The sequence below is a fragment of the Nonomuraea fastidiosa genome, assembly GCF_042751225.1.
GTDB lineage: Bacteria > Actinomycetota > Actinomycetes > Streptosporangiales > Streptosporangiaceae > Nonomuraea > Nonomuraea fastidiosa.
Genome location: NZ_CP170570.1, coordinates 4492846 through 4509492 on the forward strand (window position 1 = coordinate 4492846; position 16647 = coordinate 4509492).

The following is a 16647-nucleotide window of genomic DNA, read 5'->3' on the forward strand; positions in this document are numbered from 1 at the left end:
AGGCTGACGCCGCTGTCTCGGTTCGCCCTCCGCCGCCCCGGCCGGGCTTGCGCTGTCCTGGCCAGGCCCGGCTCGCGCTGCCTCCTCTCGGCCCACGCCGCTGCTTCGGTCCGGCCGCGCTGGTCTCGGTGGTGGCAGTCCTGCTCGCGCCGGTCCGCGCGTGGGTCCGTCCGTGCGGGTCCAGCCCGCGACGGATCACTCGCAGATGCGCAGCGCGTGGCGGTCCTACCTGCCCCGGGTTCGCATGCGGCGGTCCTGCCCGCCCCGGGCCCGCATGTGGTGGCCCGCCCGAGCCGGCCTTGCCTCCATCGGTCGTGCCTGTGGAGGTGCTGCGCGTGGTGGCTTTGCCTGCGCCGGCCACGGGCTCAGGTCCTGGGGTGCGGGTGCACATCGGGAACGGGGTGCTGGAACCGCTACGAGTGCCTTGGCGCGCGTGGTGATGAGCGTCTGCCGGACGGGAGTCCTGGCCTGGCGGGCGTCCGGGTCTTGGGGAGGCGGGGTGTGGGGCCGGATCGTTGAGCGGGACGTCGCCGGCGGCGAGCGTCCATGCCCGAGTCGCGGGCGAGGGGCGGTTCGCGGTCAGCGGAGGGGTCCTGGGGCAGGTTCACCGCTGCTGGAGCAGGGGTGTTGCGGTGCAGGGGTGGCGGTGGGGTGACTCCGTGCGGCCGGTGGTGTGCCCCAGGCGTGGGGGATGCGTTCCAAGATGCCGCCGGCGAAGACGTCGTACAGGCCCAAAGACTCAAGGTGGACGTAGCCGATGTGGCAGTCGCACGCGGTGGCGGGGCAGGGGCGGGGGCGGCGGGCGGCGCGGTACGAGCCGTCGTACAGGTTCCCCAAGACCTCCGGGATGAAGTGGCAGCGGCGCACGGTCCCGTCGCCGTAAACCGAGATCACGGTGTCGCCGGTGCGGCAGGGCAGGCCGGCGCTGGCGTGCGGGAAGCGGCTGTAGGGGAAGAGGGGGTCGATGGCCGTCCACTCGGCGGCCTCGTCGTCGGTGTAGAGGCGGCCTTCCTCGGCGTTGACCCACAGGTACGTCTCGGGCGGCAGGTCGGCGCGCAGCCGCCGGGCGTGCGGCAGGTGGGCCGGGTCGCCGACGATGCCCACGCTGTGGCGGACCGGCAGGGAGCGTACCTTGGCCAGGAACCGCTCATAGGGAACCTGGGTCGGGTGGTACGTCACCCACAGCGCGGCCCGCTCGGACGCCTCGGCCAGCCACTCGGTACGGCAGCTCAGATTCGTCTGAATGGCCACCTTGGCGACATGAGGCAGCCAGGACAGCTCGACGAGGGCCCGCCGGTACCACGACCTGACGAGCCCCTCGCCCCACGGCGTGAACAGGATCGACAGCTCCTCGTCCTGCGCGGCGGCCCAGGCGGTGAAGCGTTCGAGCGCGGCCCGGTCGGCGCGCAGCTGCTCGGGCGTGTCGCGGCGCTTGGCGAACGGGCAGTAGGCGCAGTCGTAGTCGCAGCTCGCGAGCGGGCCGCGATAGAGGATGGTCAGCATGGCCGGTAGGACTCCATGAGGGCCCGCACGCGGGGCGAGAACAGGGCGGGTCCGATGGCGTCGGAGCGGGCGAGCCCTTCTGGGGTGAGCGTGATGGTCTCGTCGGTGATCGTCAGGTAAGGGGCGAACGCGTCGAGCGGGAAGTCGTCGAGCACGTCGGTGCCGAAGCGGGAGGCGTACAGGGAACGCGACATGCCCTCGGCGCGCAGCAGCGACTGGATGAGGTGGCGCCGCTTGCGCTCGTCGTCGTCGAGGACGAAGCCGACGTTGGCGACGTCGAAGTCGTCCCTGGCGATGTAGTCGTCGATGATCGCGCGGACGTGCCGGGCCTCGACGGCGTACTCGAAGGAGTAGTGCAGGCCGCTGGTGTACGAGCGGGCGCCGCAGCCGAGGCCGACCATGCCGTCGGTCTGGCAGCAGTAGCCGGTGCCTGACTCGATGCCAGGCAGGCGGAACATACGCATCGAGACCTGCTCGTATCCGGCGGCCAGCAGGTGGTCGCGGCCCGCCCGGTACAGCTCGAGCCGCTGGTCGTCCCAGGCCCGCCCCTGCTTGCCGAGCCCGGTCAGCGGCCGGACGTAGAGCGGGTAGAGGTAGATCTCCTCGGGCCGCCAGCCGAGCGCCGTGTCGAGCGAATAGCGCCACGAGCGCGGCGTCTGCCCGTCGATGCCGTAGATGAGGTCGATGTTCAGCACCGGCACTCCGGAGGCCCTGATGGCGTCGAGCGCGGCGTCCACCTCGGCGCGTTTCTGCGGCCGTACGGCCGAGCGCGCCTCCTCCGGCACGAAGCTCTGCACGCCGATCGAGATGCGCGAGGCGCCGCGTTCGGTCAGCACCGACAGGCGGTCGGGGGTGGCGGTGGCGGGCGAGGTCTCGACGGACAGCGGGATGCGCGTGAGATCGACGCCCATCGTCTGCTCGGTGATGTCGAACAGGCGGGTCAGCTCGCGGGCGCTGAGGTAGGTGGGGGTGCCGCCGCCGAAGGCCGCCGTGGTGAACGCCGTCTCCTCCAGGGCGTCGCGGACCTGCCCGGCCTGGCGTTCGAGCGCGTCGAGGTAGGCGGTGACCAGCTCCTCGGGGGCGCCGGTGCGGGTGAACAGGTTGCAGAAGCCGCAGCGCATCTCGCAGAACGGGATGTGCACGTAGAGGGCGCCAGGCCGCTCACCGGCCCAGACCTCCTCAAGGTGCGGGCGCGGATCGAGAGGGCGGTAGGCGGTCTTGTGGGGATAGGCGTAGACGTAGCCCTGATAAGGGCCCTCATACGGCCGCATGGTTCTCCAGGACAAAGTGGGTGTAGGGGACGGCCCAGACCACCTCGTGGCCGATCCGGTGGCCGGTGTGGCCGTCCTCGCCGTACGCGGTGCCGTGGTCGGAGCACACGATGGCCAGGCACGGACGGCGACGGCGGCGCATGAGGTCATAGAGGCGGCCGATGTGCCGGTCGACGTAGCGCAGGGCGGCGGCGTGGCTGTCGATGGAGTCCTCGCGGGCGCCCGGCAGGTAGAAGTGGTTGGGCTGGTGCAGCGCCGAGACGTTGAGGAAGAGCATGACCAGGCCGGGCACGCGCTCGAGCACCTCGGCGGCGCGGTCGATCTGGCGCTCCAGCGAGGCGGGGTTGGTGACGCCGAACTCCGGCTCCCAGTGGCTCTCGCGGAACAGGCCGGGCAGCGCCGACCCTAGCGGGGTCAGCTTGTTGAAGAAGCCCACGCCGCCGATGCAGACGGTGTGGTAGCCGGCCCGTGCCAAGCCGGTGGGCAGGTCGGGCGCGTCGAACACCCACGTGCCGGGCGCGGTCGTCTCGCTGCCGGGGAACGTGGCCGCGAACAGCCGGGGATGAGGCCCGGGAGTGACCGGGGTGGGCAGGAACCCGGCGAACATGGCGGCGTGGGCGGCGTAGGTGAAGCTGCCGGGGCTGTGCCGGCGCTCCCAGCGCACGCCGGGCGGCAGCAGATTGGGCAGCAGCCCGGCCTCGGCCTGCGCGGCGGCGACGTCGTAGCGCAGGGTGTCAAGGGTGATCATGAGCAGGTCGTGGGTGCCCACGATGGTGTTCATGTCGAGGCTCGTGTCGAGGTCAGAACCGGCCACTCAGCACCGCCTCGACCTGTTCGGCATAGGTGTCACGCCCATGTCCTGAAAAGTCTCCCAGTCTCGGGAGGAGGTCGCCGAAGGCGTTGACCTCCGCCACCGCCACCGACCGCCAGTCGGCCCCCACCATCACGTCGACGCCCGTGGTCAGGCTGCCAGGGAAGCACCGGGCCACCGCGGTGCACACCTCCAGCACCCGCTCCCACAGCCCGGCCCGGCGGCGTACGACGTCGAGGTCGCCGCGCGCGCCCCCGAGATGCAGGTTGGTCATGGGGACGCGGCTGGTCCGCACGACGGCGTGGGTGGGAGTGCCCGCCACCGTCACCACCCGCAGGTCGAACGCCCGCCCGCCGGTCATCGCCTTGGGAAACCACCGCTCGACGTGCAGCCCGTCAGGAGCCAGCACGTCGACCAGCCGGCGCACCTCCGCCTCCTCGGTGATGGTCCTGACCCGCAGCGAGTTGCACAGCACGCCGCCGATCCAGACGGCCGAGGTGACCGCGCGGACCTGGCCCGCGTGGGTCTGGAAGGCGATCACGCCGGACGCCGACGAGCCGTGGGCGGGCTTGACGAACACCCTGGCCCAGCCCCGCCGCGCCATCTCCGCGCGCAGCTCGTCGTACGAGCGGGTCTCGAACGCCTCGGGCACCGGCACCCCGGCCGCCGCCAGCACCGCGTGGCAGCGCCGCTTGTCGAACATCACCTTGATCTCTTCGACGTCGCCGAGCAGCCGCACGCCCGGGATCGCCGCCACCCGGTCGAGCCCGGCGCTGAACGTCTTGTGCCAGGTCGCGCCGCCCCCGACCCGCGCCGGGTCACCGGGGCCGCGCAGCAGCTCGTCGGCCCGCGCGTCCTCGCCGGGAGAGTCGATGCGCAGCAGCGCGCCATCGGGCGCGCCGATCTCCCGCCCGGCGAGCACGTCGTGCCAGGGCACGACGCAGGGCTCGGCGAGCCCGCGCGCCACTACGGCGTCGCGGAACAGCGTGACCCGCCGGTCTCCCGGCGTGCCGACCACGGCGAAGCGCACCGTCACTCCCACTCCGCGATGTAGGGGGTGCCGTCGCCGGGCAGGTCGGGCGCCCGGGTCAGCTCGACGGTCACGCCGGGCAGCGCCTTGCGCACCCGTTCGGCCATGGGCTCGCTGAGGAAGTGATGGTGCAGGTCGAGCACCCGCAGGTGGGTCAGCGGCTGCCCGGCGAGCAGCGCCTCCATGCCGCGGTCGGTGAGCGTGCCCCGGCCGAGGCTGAGCTCCTCCAGCCCGGCCACCACGGGCGCGGTGGCCATGGCGGCGGCGATGTCGTCCTGGTATTCGCTGTTGCGCAGGCCGAGCCGCTTGAGCGCGGGCAGGCGCGAGCCGGACAGCACCCCGTCGAGGTCGGCGAGGGTGTTGTCGCCGTGGTAGGCCGCGGTGCCGAGCCACAGCTCCAGGTGCTCAAGCGCGGGGAACGAGCTCGCGCCCACGGCCCTGACCACGACGCCGGGCAGGCCGCCGGTCTCGAACCGCAGCACCTTGAGATGGTCGTGGACGACGGGCTGCATCACCAGCCCCTCCGAGCCGCGCACCTCCAGCCGCTCCAGCAGCGGATACGCCTCCAGGACCGGCGTGATGTCGCCGTGCCCGATCCACGACAGCTCCCACATCTCGGTGGGCATGAACCCGAGGAAGACCGCGCGCAGCGCGGGCAGCCGGTCGGCGTAGCGGGCCAGCCCCTCAGGCGCCTGGGCCACGCTGTAGCCGGAGACCGCCAGGGCCCGCACGCGCTCGGGCCCGACGTGGCCGAGCAGCTCGTCGAGCCCGTTGGGCAGGACGCTCCCGCTCCCGTGGAGGTCGTCGAAGTCGGTGACCTCCCAGGCGACCCGCTCGGGAGGCTCGCAGAGCGCCGCGTCGAACGGCTTGACCGGCAGGCCGGCGAAGTGTTCGCCGCCGTAGATGTCGGGGTCGGCGAGGAAGGTGGCCCCCGGGTCGGTGACGGCCGGCTCGTGGGTCATGCCGGCCTCACTCGCTCACCGCGACGTACTGCCAGTAGTCCTCGGGGTCGGCGGGCTCGCCGAGCAGGACCTCGACGCCCGGCAGCGCCGCCGTCACGCGGGCGGCCATGGCCTCGCCGAGGTAGTGGTGGCGCAGGTCGAGCCGGCGCAGGTGGGTGAGCGGCTGGCCGCTGAGCAGGGCCGCCGCGCCGTCGTCGCCGAGCGAGCCCATCGACAGGCTCAGCGTCTCCAGCCGGGCCACGACCGGGGCGGCCGCCACCGCACCGGCCAGCTCATCGGCGTACGGGCAGTTCTGCAGGCCGAGGTAGCGCAGCGCGGGCAGCCGCGCGCCGGAGAGTATGCCGGCGACGTCGTCGACCGTGGAGTCGCCGCCGTAATCGTCGATGCCGAACCAGAGCTCCAGGTGTTCCAGAGCGGGCAGGTCGGAGTCGCCGACCCCGCGGACGACCGTGGCGGGCAGGCCGCCGGTCTCGAACCTGAGCACGCGCAGCGACTCGTGGCGCACCGGGGGGAAGCGCAGCTCCGACCCGCCGCGCACCTCCAGCCGCTCCAGCCGGGGGAAGGCCGTCAGCAGCGGCGTGACGTCGGACTGCTGGATCCAGGAGATCTCCGACTGCTCGGGCGAGATCGCACCGAGGAAGATCGAGCGCAGCTCGGGCAGCCGGCCCGCGTTGTCGGCGAGCAGCTTGACGATCTGCTCGGAGCTCTGGTCGGCGTTCTCCTCCCACTCGCCGATCACGATCGCCTTGACCTTCGCCGTGTCGGCGTGGTCGAAGAATCAGCCGAGGACCTCCATGATGTCGTCGGGGACCTCTTCGCTCCACTCGCTCGCCTGGAGCTTCCAGGCGACCGCCCCCGGATCCGGGGGTGGCGACTTCACCAGGCTCTCCTCGGACAGCACGGAGTACACGGGGAGCCCGGCGTAGAAGTCGTCATAAGTGTCGTCGTGGCTGGGTTGGTCGTCGAAGAGCACGGATGATCCTCGGATGTCGGGGGTTACAGCGGCTCCTGTTCTACTAGATCCGCCCGACAAATCCGGGGTCTCAGCCCTGGAGGTTCGCCGACAGCAATTCCAGCAGGGGCTCGCGGCGTACGCAGTGCTCCAGCAGGAACGAGTCGGCCAGCTCGATCAGCTCGTCGTCGCCGAGCCCGCGGAAGCGCTCGGCGTACTCCGGCAGCATCGCCTGGGCCAGCAGGATGTGCCTGATCAGGTCGTCGGTCTGGTAGCGGGCGCCCCACGGGTAGGGATCCCAGTCGGGGAACTCGGTCTCGACCAGCGCGTGCAGCGGGGCGAGCGCGTCCGCGCACTCCTCCATCGTGGAGCCCCAGCGGTCCACGCCGAGCCGCCGCTTCTTGGCGATGACCTCGCCGAACCGGTCCAGGTACGCCCCCGTCGCGTGTACCAGGCCCTGCAGGCCGACGTCCTTGTACGTCCACAGCGACCAGCCCGCGTCCTGCTCGTCGTAGATCGAAAGCTGGTCGCGCAGGATCTGGTAGCGCTGCTCGTCCACGGCGGGGTCGCCGGTGTAGACGGGCCCGAACTCGCCCACCCACAGCGGCGTGCCGGTCTCCCGCTGGAAGCTTGAGCGCTTGGCGAACGTGCGCTCCAGCTCGTCGCGGTCGCACCACTCGCCGCGCGTGTAGCCGGGGTACGGGCCTCCATGGGCGAACCCGGCCAGCGCGTAGTCGTGCATGACGAAGACCGTGTTCTCGTACACCTCCCGAAATATCGAGAAGTCGGTGGAGTAGCGGTTGCCGTCCAGGAACAGCACATGGTGCGGATCCGTCGCCCTGATCGCCTTCACCAGCCGGTCGTAGAACGGCCCGATCGCCTTCCCCGACACGTCGGCCGGCTCGTTGGCCGGGTTGTATCCGGCGACCCACGGATGGTCGCGGTAGTGGTCGGCGATCACCTCCCACAGGTGCACCGCCCGGTCCTGGAAGTGCCGGTGCTGCCAGAACGCGGCGACGTGGGTGGGATTGTCGCTGTGCCAGTGCTGGTTCTGCGCGCCGGGCAGCGCGTGCAGGTCGATCACGCTGTAGATGCCGCGTTCGCCCAGCATGTCGATGACCCGGTCGAGGTGCCGGAAGCCGCGCGGGTCGATCTCCATCGGCCGGTCGTCGGACTCCCAGTGGCGGTAGTTGACCGGGATGCGCACGCAGTTCATGCCCAGCCCGGCCAGCAGGTCGGCGTCCTTCTCGGTGAAGAACGAGGTCAGCAGCCGTTCGAAGAACAGCTCCGCCCGCTCGTCGCCCAGCACGGCGCGCACGGCCTCGCGCATGGCGGACTCGTTGGCCGGATAGCCGGTGATGAAGTTCTCCATGTTCATCCAGCCGCCGAGGCCGACCCCGCGCAGCCGTACCGGCGTGCCGTCCTCGGTGACCAGACGGGTCCCTGACACGTGCAGCATGGACTCACTCACCCCTTCGTCGCGCCGGCGGTGAGCCCACCGACAAGGTGTCGTTCCGCGATGGCGTAGAAAGCGAGCGCGGGCACCATGGCCAGGATCAGGTAGGCCAGGATGCGCGCGGTGTCGGAGGCGTACTGTCCCTGGAACTGCTGGATGCCGAGCGGCAGCGTCCAGCTCGTCTCGTCGCTGAACACCACCAGCGGGAGCATGAAGTTGTTCCAGCTCCCCACGATGGCCAGCACGGAGACGGTGGCGATGGCGGGCTTGGCCATCGGCAGCAGGATGCGCCAGAAGAACCCGAACGGCGAGCACCCGTCGAGCGTGGCGGCCTCCTCGATCTCGCCGGGGATGCTGCGGAAGAAGCCGCGCAGGATGATGATCGTCAGCGGCAGCCCGAAGGCCGCCTGCGTGAGGATCACACCCATGGGGTTGTCCAGCAGCCCCAGCGTGCGCAGCAGCACGAAGATCGGCAGGATCGCCACCGCGAACGGGAACATCAGCCCGGCCGTGAAGAGCGTGAAGAACAGCTCCCTGCCGCGGAAGGCGAACCGGGCGAAGACGAACGCGGCCAGCGCTGACAGCGCCACCGTCAGCACGGTCGTGGCGACCGCGATGAACGTGCTGTTCCACATCTGCCGCCAGAAGGACAGCGAGCCGAGCACGTCGGTGTAGTTGGCGGTGATCCACGTCGCGGGCAGCCCGAACGGGTTCTCCGACAGCTCGCTGTTGTCCTTGAAGCCGCCGAGCAGCGCGTACACGACCGGGGCGACCATGAAGGCGCCCACGATCACCGCGATCACGTGCAGCGGCAGCGTGTTGCGCCGCCTCTTGAGCGGCTTTGTCCTGCTGCTCATCGCCTGTCTCCCATCGAGGTGGTCGCGCCCTCAAGGTCGCGGCGCATCACGAAACGCTGGTAGAGGAGGGCGAAGACGAGGCTGAGCGCGAACATCACGACGCTGATCGCGCTGGCGTAGCCGACCTGGGAGCGCTTGAAGCCCCACTCCATCATGGTGACCGCCATCGTCTCCGACGAGTGCGAGGGCCCGCCGCCCGTCAGGATCCAGACCAGGTCGAAGAGCTGGATCGTGTAGATGACCGACAGGAAGACGCTGATCCGGATCGTCGGGCCGAGCAGCGGCAGCGTCACGTACCTGAACGTTTTCCAGCCCGTCGCCCCGTCGATCTGGGCGGCCTCGATCAGCTCGTTCGGGATGTTCTGCCGCCCCGCCAGGTAGATCATCATGTGGAAGCCGAAGTACTTCCAGGTCATGACCAGGAACAGCGACGGCATCACGGTGTCGGGGTCGGCCAGCCACTCCGACTCCAGGCCGACCAGCGAGAGGATCTGGTTCGCCATGCCGGAGCCGGGCGAGAGGATCAGCGAGAACAGCACGCCCGTGATGACCTCGCTGAGCACGTACGGGGCGAAGAACACCACCCGGTAGAGCGTCCTGCCGCGGATGCGCTGGTTCAGCAGCATGGCGATGGCCAGCGAGAACGGCAGCTGGATGCAGATCGAGAACAGCACCAGGACCAGCAGGTGCCACAGGTCCTGGGCGAAGATCTCGCTGGTGAAGAGACGGGTGAAGTTGTCCAGGCCGATGAAGTCGGTCGGCAGGCCGCCGAAGCCGTTCCACTTGAAGGCGCTGGAGTAGACGGCCACCAGCATGGGGGCCACGACCAGCAGCAGGAACAGCACCAGCGCGGGGAGCAGGAACAGCACGATGCTGATCCACCGGCCACGTCGCTTCGTCGCAGGGGCGGGGGCCGGAAGCTTGACCGCCTCCGGCCCTCTCGTGAGCGTCGTCATCCTTCGCTCTTGGCCACTTCGGTGATTTCGGCGCCGACCTGTTCCGGTGTCTTCGTCCCGGCGAACAGCTCGGCGACGCTGTCGTTCACCTGCGCGCCGACCGCGGGCGGGTAGGCCTGGTCCAGGTAGAGCTGGTAGCCGCTGGCGCTCGCCAGCGACTCCGCGACCTCCTTGAGGTTCGGGTCCTTGACCGCGCTCTCCTCGCCCTTGAGCACCGGCAGCACGCCGCCGGCCTCCACGGCCTCGGAGTGCTTGTCCATCTGGGTCATGAACTTGACGAACTCGACGGCCTCCTTCGGCGCGTCCGCGCCCACGGCCAGCCCGCCGCCGCCGCCGAACGCGTCGTCGATCGAGCCCTTGCCGCCCTCGACCGCGGGGAACTTGAAGAAGCCGAGGTCGTCGCCGAGGCCCTTGCCCGCGTCGTTCTGCGTGGCGGGCGCCCACTGGCCCATCAGCTCCATGGCGGCCTTGCCGTTGCTGACCAGCGCGGCCTGGCCGTCGGGCGACGAGTACGCCGCGTTGAGGAAGCCCTTCTGGAACGGCTGCAGGTCGGCCAGCGCCTTCACCTGCCGGCCCGCCTCGATGAAGTCGGGCTTGGTGAAGTCGTGGTCGGTCTCGGCCTGCTTGAGCGCCTCCAGGCCGCCGATGCGCAGCGCGAGGTAGGCCCAGTAGTAGTGGCCCGGCCACTTCTCCTTGCCCGCCAGGGCGATCGGGATGGTCCCGGACGCCTTGAGCTTCTTGACGTCCTCAAGGAACGCCGACCAGGTCGTGGGCGGCTCGTCGATGCCCGCCTGCTTGAAGAGTTTCTTGTTGTACCAGAAGCCCACCAGGCCGATGTCGGTCGGCAGACCGTACGTCTTGCCGTCCACCTGGTACGCGCTCAGCGAGGCGGGCGTGAAGTTCGGCAGCACGTCGGCGACGTCCTGCGAGATGTCCTTGACCAGGCCGGCGTCGATCTGCTGCTTGAGCACGCCGCCGCCCCAGGTGGCGAAGATGTCGGGCGCCTTGCCCGACTGCGTGATCGTGGTGAGCTTGGCCTTGTAGGCCTCGTTCTCCAGGACCGTCGCCTTGATCGTGACATGCGGGTTCGCGGCCATGAACTCCTTGGCGCGCTTGTCCCACAGCGTCTTGAGCGGATCCGCCGTCGACAGGTGCCACCACTCGAGCGTCACCTTCTGGGGAGCGCCGCCTTCTTCTTGAGGAGCGGACTCCCCACCACCACCGCCACTGCAACCGGCCACGAGCACGGCGGTTGCGAGTATCACCAGACTGCGTTTCATGGGGTTCCTTCCTCAGCTGGCGTATTGAAACTTTCGTGAACCCCCCGATAGTTTCGTTGCCGTGATCGTAGGTAAACGCCACGTAAAGCGTCAACACCTGCCGTGGGAGCGATCCCAAACCGAAACTTTCGGATACACTCCCGATTTGTGTCAGCAGCGAAGAGGCGGGTCACGATCGCACTGATCGCCCAAGAGGCCGGCGTATCCATCCCCACGGTCTCAAAGGTCATCAACGGGCGTCCGGAGGTCGCTCCGGCGACCCGCCACCGCGTCGAACGCCTGCTCCAAGAGCACGGCTACCAGCGGCGCATCAGCCAGGACGACACCCCGGCCGGCCTGGTCGACCTCGTCTTCGCCGAGATCGAGTCGCCCTGGGCCATGGAGATCGTGCGCGGAGCCGAGAGCGCCGCACACGACGCCGGTGCCAGCGTCGTCATCTCCGTCCTGCACACCCATGCGGGCCCCGGCCGCGACTGGCTCGAACGCCTGGCCGCGCGGCGGACCGACGGCGTCGTCATCGTCGCCTCCCGCCTGTCCACCGGCATCCAGGCCCAGCTCAGTGCCCGCTCGCTGCCGTTCGCGGTGGTCGATCCCGAAGGCGAGCCCGCGCCCGGTGTCGTCTCCGTCGGCGCCACCAACTGGAACGGCGGCCTCGCCGCCACCCGCCACCTCATCGAGCTCGGCCACCGCCGCATCGGCATGATCAGCGGCCCGGCCGACATGCTGTGCAGCCAGGCCCGCATCGACGGCTACCGCGCCGCGCTGGAAACCGCCGGGCTGCCCGTCGTGCCCGAGCTCATCCGGCGCGGCACCTTCCTCGTCGAGTCCGGCCACGACGAGGGCCACGCCCTGCTGTCCCTGCCCGAGCCGCCCACCGCCATCTTCGCCGCCAGCGATTTGATGGCCTTCGGCGTCTTCGAGGCCGCCCGCCAGCGCGGCCTGCGCGTTCCCGAAGACCTCAGCGTCGTCGGCTTCGACGACCTGCCCCTGGCCAAGTCCGCCTGGCCGCCGCTCACCACCGTCCGCCAGCCGCTCCAGGAGATGGCCGCGCTGGCCACCAAGACGGTGCTGGCGATGGGGCACGGGGAGGTGCCGGAGACCAAGCGGGTGGAGCTCGCCACGGAGCTGATCGTTCGCGAGAGCACGGCCCGCTACGAAGGCTGATCCGCGGGGGCGGCGGCCGGCCGCGCCTGTTCACGGGCGCGAGCCGGCGGTGCTGAGCCGTGGCCTGCTGTGAGGCGTACGGCGGCGAGCCGCGGTTCACACGAACCCGCACTGACATGGCGAGGCGTGGTTGGCACGGGCTCGCCTGACGTGGCGAGGCGCGGTTCACGCGAACCTGCTCAGAGGGCGAGGCGCGGTTCAGGCGAGCGTGCCCGAAGTGGCGAACCGCAAAAAATTCGGCATGTGGTGGCGCGCCAATCGAATGCGTGTTTGAATCACGAGATGGAATTCACCCGCTACCTTCAGCTGCTCGACGCCGACTGCGACCGCCTGCGGGCGGCCGCCGTGCGCGACCTCGCCGCCCCCGTGCCGTCCTGTCCAGGCTGGACGGCGTCCGACCTGCTCTTCCACGTGGGGGAGGTGTTCCTGCACAAGGTCGAGGCGATGCGGCTGAACGGCTGGCCCGACCCTTGGCCTCCGGAGCCCGACCCCGACGAGCCCGCCGGCTACTTCGACCGCGGCCTGCGAGAGCTGCGGGCCGAGTTCGCCGCGCGCAAGCCCGAGGACGCGAGCTTCACCTGGTACGCGCCGGACCGGACGGTCGGCTTCTGGATCCGCAGGATGGCGCTGGAGACCGTCGTCCATCGGGTGGACGCCGAGCTGGCGGCGGGAGTGCCGATCACGCCGATCCCCGACGACCTGGCGCTCGACGGCATCGACGAGGTGCTGGTGGCGTTCCTGGCCTATGTCGCCGCCACCTGGCCCGACGAGCTGGGCGAAGCGCTCACGGCCGCCGACGGCAGGGCGGTGGCGATCGAGGCGGGCGGCCGGCGCTGGACGGTCCGCATGGCGCCGTCGGGCATCGACATCTCCGACGACGCCGAGGCGCACGCCGTGGTGTCGGGGCCCGCGCAGGAGACGCTGCTGTGGCTGTGGGGCCGCGGGGACGACGCGGCGCTGAAAGTTTCAGGCGACGAGGAGGCCGTGAGGCGGCTGCGCGTGCTGCTGAAGGCCGCGACGCAGTAGGGCTGCGGGCCGGGCCGGGCGGCCCGGGCGACGGCGGCGGAAACGGTTCTTCGCGGCAGGCCCGTACGCGGTGATCTCGCTCACGGCCGCGTCCGGACGGGTGCGCAGGCCGCTTATCGTGCCGCCGTTCACGCCTCGGCGACGCGCAGGTGCGGCTCGGTAGGGTCCTGAGACGTGACGAGCGAGTTGGAGTGCCTGGCCGCGCGGCTGCGCGAGTTCGCGCGGGTCAGAGACTGGGAGCAGTTCCACACGCCGAAGAACCTGGCGATGGCGCTGGCCGGCGAGGTGGGGGAGCTGGTGGCGGAGTTCCAGTGGCTGACCGCCGAGGAGTCCGCGCGGCCCGACCCCGAGACGCTGGCCCGCATCCGCAAGGAGCTGGGGGACGTCACGCTCTACCTGGTGCGGCTCGCCGACGTCCTGGGAGTCGATCTGATGGCGGCGGCGCACGCCAAGCTGGAGGACAACGATCGCCGGTACGACGCCGAGCGTTACCGGGGTTCGGCGAAAAAGGCCCCGCCGAGCGAAAAGTGATCTTTCGAGGCGATCAACAAACCCTACCAAACTGGACAAGCGTTCCAAGTATCTGAAAACGGCATAAAATTCATAAATATACGACTTAATCTCATAAGTGAACGCTTGTGGACAAGCCTCAGAGTTGATTGCCGGTTTTTGTCCATGTGGCAGCGCGATCCGAGTACCCTCTGCTGCACCGAGTCGTGCAGGCGGGCATCAATGGGGAGGATTGATCACGCATGCCGAGTACCTCTGCATACCAGTTGATAATCAACACTGCGCGACGTCCCTCCATATTCGCGAGAGAGGGGGGTAGGCCGATCTTGGTGTTCACCGGGCCGGCAGCTGATAAGGCGATTGATGATGTGAAGCTGCTCAACCGGTGGGCGCAGTGCACTGTCATAGAGGTCAACCTGGACGCCGACAAGAAGCCGGACGTGAAGGCAATCATCGACGGCCTGAGCTCTAGCCTGGCGCGATGGGTCCCCGGCACGCTGCTTCCGCCTCCTCGTTTCCCGCGAACCGACTTCATCCTCTGGGCCTTGCGGGACGAAAAATCGGCAGACGGCGGCCGGCAACGGTTCTTTGCCTGGCGAAGGAAAAAGAAGTCCAAGGGCCAGGAGCTGCAACGCTGGGCTGATTATATCGGCAGGACCGTGACGACCTGGCTGCCGGCCTCAGGGCTTGCGGCTTTCGGGCTGCAACAGTTCATGGACGGTGTCAATTTGGTCCTCTGGTCGGTCAGCCCGATTGTCGCCGTCAGCGTCGCGTTGCTGCATGCGGTGCTCTTGATTCGTGGCAAAATCTCTTGCCGCTGGTTCTATCATGCGCCATATTTGCAGCGTGCTGAAGGAGATAGACTCGCCGACTATGCAGGTTTTCTCAGGATGGCGGCCGAGCCGCAGCTTGAGCGGCTGCTCGTCGCCGCATTCCTAGAGGACCTTCGCCAAGCTTACCGGCGGCACCCCTTCGGGTGGTCGTGGCCTGGCTGGGGGCGGCACACCTATCCCGTGGTGGGCATCAAGAACGCCGAGCCCGGCACGCCGGAGCGCCGGTTCATGGAACTGGTCGAGGAGGTCAGGGTCGATACCGGGCAGCGCAGTCCGCTACTGCTGGTCGTCTCCACGTCGACGGCACCGAATCCACGTCGCCCTCTTGTCAGAGCCGATAACGGCAAGAATGATTCCAGTAAAGGTAAGACGAAAAAGTCGGGGGATCCCTACGGCAAGTGGCAAGAGGCCATGCGCCGACTTCAGCCGAGCCCGTATCTCATATACACCCCGAGAACGCTCGGCGACAGCGGCGGCGGCAACGCGCTGGTGAAGCTACGTCCGCTAAGGGCGATGGGCTTCTGGGCGTTCGTGTTCGCGCTGGTGGCCGCTCCGGTGACGGCGGTCACGGTGGAAACCTTCGGATGCGGTTCTGAACTGCGTCAAGTCGATGAACAGTGCGTCGGTCTCGGCTCGCTGGACCAGATAGAGCCGCATGAGATGGTGCAACCGGTGGCGCACAAGATCGAGCAGCAGAACGCCGCGATCCCCTTCGGCTCGAAGATCATCAAGATCGCGTATTTCGGTCCACTGACCACGAAGCCCAATGCCCAGTTCAAAGACGGTCAGATGGCGGCGGTCGCCGGCGAACTGGCCGGCGTCGGCGCCTATCAAGCGGACTTCAACAAAGGCAAATCCGACTGGAAGATCAAGGTGCTGTTCGCCAATACCGGTCAGGATTTCGTCGGTGCGAAGGAAGCGGCCACCGGGATCGCGAGATTCGCCAGAGACGATCAGTCGTTGGCGGCCGTCGTCGGATTCGCCTGGAGTCGCGATGAGGTGAAGAGTGCGGTGGCGGAGCTGACGAAGGCGGACATTCCGATGGTCAGCACGGTGACCACCGTCGACCAGATCGCGGGTGAGGGGAAGAAGCGATCGCCGTACTTCTATCGCCTCGCGGTTGTGGACAGCATGCAGGTGAAAGCCACCGTGCACTGGCTCGAGCGGATCGGGCTCGACCCGAAGGTGGGCAAGAAGCCCGAGGTGGCCGTCATCTGGCAACGAGAGGACAACGAGCTCTACAGCCAGGATCTGCGAAACCTGTTCCTCAGTGAGTATCGGGGGAAGAAGACGGCCTTCGAGTTCTCCGATGACGCCTCGCTCGATGACGCGATCCGGACCGCGTGCCGGTCCAATGCCAAGGTGCTTTACTACACCGGCAGAGCCGACTTCCTGGACACCGTCAAGCGCTCATGGGGCGCCTCGTGCGAGAGCCGGGGCGTCCGGTTGCTGGCGTCCGACGACGTCACCGGGCGCATCGCCAACGAGGTGCACCGCGACGGCGCGAAGCACAGCGTCACCATGTCGTTCGTGTCCCTCACCGACGCCAGGGGCTCCTCGGCCAATCAGAACCAGGTGCAGCTGCGGCAGTGGGCGGACAAGGTCACACGCAACTACTCGTTCGTACACGCCGCGTTCGGCTGGGATGCCGTCGAGGCCGTCATGACGGCGTTCAACACCTACCGCAACCAAAGTCCTGACGCCCTCGACATACGCAGCGGTGTGCACTACAACCTGCGTGGCCTGGATTTCGACGGGGCCTCGGGCAAGGTGACCTTCTCCTCTCACCTCACCGAGCACGACGCCCAGGGGCGCACCGTATGGCTCATGAGCGTTGAGGCGGGCCAGCCGATCCGGGCGGTGCGCGAATGCCGCGTCACCAGCACGAGCCCCTCCTGCGGCTAGCCACGGGACACCGCGGGCTCTCTGCGACGTTCAATGCCCGGGGCAGAAGGCTTCGGACTCGGCGTGCCCGGCTACGGTGCGGCCGGAGGCCGGAGCGGTCAGTGGAATGGCCGGTGGGTCGTTGGCGACGG

The 16647-nt window shown here is 69.0% G+C and carries 14 protein-coding genes and 1 pseudogene; 4 read left to right on the top strand and 11 right to left on the bottom strand.

Annotated features, from left to right (window positions below):
• Positions 1-579: 579 nt before the first annotated feature.
• The 11 genes and pseudogenes from ACFMQL_RS20965 to ACFMQL_RS21015 form a co-directional block, all read right to left on the bottom strand.
• The gene (locus ACFMQL_RS20965; RefSeq protein ID WP_378786700.1) at positions 580-1503 is read right to left on the bottom strand and encodes an STM4011 family radical SAM protein; all 924 of its coding nucleotides are present in this window, start codon (positions 1501-1503) and stop codon (positions 580-582) included.
• On the bottom strand, positions 1497-2774 hold the full coding sequence (locus ACFMQL_RS20970; RefSeq protein WP_364060667.1) for an STM4012 family radical SAM protein: 1278 nt from the start codon (positions 2772-2774) through the stop codon (positions 1497-1499). Before ACFMQL_RS20970 ends, ACFMQL_RS20965 begins: the two co-directional genes overlap by 7 nt.
• On the bottom strand, positions 2761-3555 hold the full coding sequence (locus ACFMQL_RS20975; protein WP_378790187.1) for an STM4013/SEN3800 family hydrolase: 795 nt from the start codon (positions 3553-3555) through the stop codon (positions 2761-2763). The genes ACFMQL_RS20970 and ACFMQL_RS20975 overlap by 14 nt, the downstream gene beginning before the upstream one ends.
• Positions 3556-3574: 19 nt before the next feature.
• Positions 3575-4621, bottom strand: a complete 1047-nt coding sequence (locus ACFMQL_RS20980; protein WP_378786701.1) for an STM4014 family protein — start codon at positions 4619-4621, stop codon at positions 3575-3577.
• A complete protein-coding gene (locus ACFMQL_RS20985; RefSeq protein ID WP_364060673.1) occupies positions 4618-5577 on the bottom strand; it encodes an STM4015 family protein in 960 nt (319 codons plus the stop codon). Before ACFMQL_RS20985 ends, ACFMQL_RS20980 begins: the two co-directional genes overlap by 4 nt.
• Before the next feature lie 7 nt (positions 5578-5584).
• Positions 5585-6343: pseudogene (locus tag ACFMQL_RS20990) on the bottom strand (STM4015 family protein); the annotation flags it as partial.
• Positions 6344-6355: 12 nt separating this feature from the next.
• Positions 6356-6550, bottom strand: a complete 195-nt coding sequence (locus tag ACFMQL_RS20995) for a hypothetical protein (protein ID WP_378786703.1) — start codon at positions 6548-6550, stop codon at positions 6356-6358.
• Between the two features lie 70 nt (positions 6551-6620).
• On the bottom strand, positions 6621-7988 hold the full coding sequence (locus ACFMQL_RS21000) for a glycoside hydrolase family 5 protein (RefSeq protein WP_378786704.1): 1368 nt from the start codon (positions 7986-7988) through the stop codon (positions 6621-6623).
• Between the two features lie 8 nt (positions 7989-7996).
• Positions 7997-8842, bottom strand: a complete 846-nt coding sequence (locus tag ACFMQL_RS21005; protein ID WP_364060682.1) for a carbohydrate ABC transporter permease — start codon at positions 8840-8842, stop codon at positions 7997-7999.
• The gene (locus ACFMQL_RS21010) at positions 8839-9711 is read right to left on the bottom strand and encodes a sugar ABC transporter permease (protein ID WP_364060685.1); all 873 of its coding nucleotides are present in this window, start codon (positions 9709-9711) and stop codon (positions 8839-8841) included. Before ACFMQL_RS21010 ends, ACFMQL_RS21005 begins: the two co-directional genes overlap by 4 nt.
• A gap of 83 nt (positions 9712-9794) precedes the next feature.
• Positions 9795-11078, bottom strand: coding sequence for an extracellular solute-binding protein (locus tag ACFMQL_RS21015; RefSeq protein ID WP_378786705.1), 1284 nt, complete (start codon positions 11076-11078; stop codon positions 9795-9797).
• A gap of 147 nt (positions 11079-11225) precedes the next feature.
• Here ACFMQL_RS21015 and ACFMQL_RS21020 point away from each other — a divergent pair, with 147 nt between their 5' ends.
• The 4 genes from ACFMQL_RS21020 to ACFMQL_RS21035 all read left to right on the top strand — a co-directional run bounded on the left by ACFMQL_RS21020 (position 11226) and on the right by ACFMQL_RS21035 (position 16516).
• Complete coding sequence (locus tag ACFMQL_RS21020; RefSeq protein WP_364060691.1) at positions 11226-12242, top strand: LacI family DNA-binding transcriptional regulator; 1017 nt, start codon at positions 11226-11228, stop codon at positions 12240-12242.
• A 282-nt stretch (positions 12243-12524) separates the two neighbouring features.
• Complete coding sequence (locus ACFMQL_RS21025) at positions 12525-13268, top strand: maleylpyruvate isomerase family mycothiol-dependent enzyme (protein ID WP_378786707.1); 744 nt, start codon at positions 12525-12527, stop codon at positions 13266-13268.
• Positions 13269-13442: 174 nt separating this feature from the next.
• Positions 13443-13799 (top strand): nucleotide pyrophosphohydrolase, encoded by a 357-nt coding sequence (locus tag ACFMQL_RS21030; protein WP_364060697.1) that lies wholly within the window; start codon positions 13443-13445, stop codon positions 13797-13799.
• Between the two features lie 308 nt (positions 13800-14107).
• On the top strand, positions 14108-16516 hold the full coding sequence (locus ACFMQL_RS21035) for an ABC transporter substrate-binding protein (protein WP_364060700.1): 2409 nt from the start codon (positions 14108-14110) through the stop codon (positions 16514-16516).
• The last annotated feature ends 131 nt before the right edge of the window (positions 16517-16647 follow it).

Coding starts and splice junctions, on each gene's coding strand:
- ACFMQL_RS20965 (WP_378786700.1), bottom strand. CDS start 1,503: ATGCTGACCATCCTCTATCGCGGCCCGCTCGCGAGCTGCGACTACGAC.
- ACFMQL_RS20970 (WP_364060667.1), bottom strand. CDS start 2,774: ATGCGGCCGTATGAGGGCCCTTATCAGGGCTACGTCTACGCCTATCCC.
- ACFMQL_RS20975 (WP_378790187.1), bottom strand. CDS start 3,555: ATGAACACCATCGTGGGCACCCACGACCTGCTCATGATCACCCTTGAC.
- ACFMQL_RS20985 (WP_364060673.1), bottom strand. CDS start 5,577: ATGACCCACGAGCCGGCCGTCACCGACCCGGGGGCCACCTTCCTCGCC.
- ACFMQL_RS21000 (WP_378786704.1), bottom strand. CDS start 7,988: ATGCTGCACGTGTCAGGGACCCGTCTGGTCACCGAGGACGGCACGCCG.
- ACFMQL_RS21005 (WP_364060682.1), bottom strand. CDS start 8,842: ATGAGCAGCAGGACAAAGCCGCTCAAGAGGCGGCGCAACACGCTGCCG.
- ACFMQL_RS21015 (WP_378786705.1), bottom strand. CDS start 11,078: ATGAAACGCAGTCTGGTGATACTCGCAACCGCCGTGCTCGTGGCCGGT.
- ACFMQL_RS21025 (WP_378786707.1), top strand. CDS start 12,525: ATGGAATTCACCCGCTACCTTCAGCTGCTCGACGCCGACTGCGACCGC.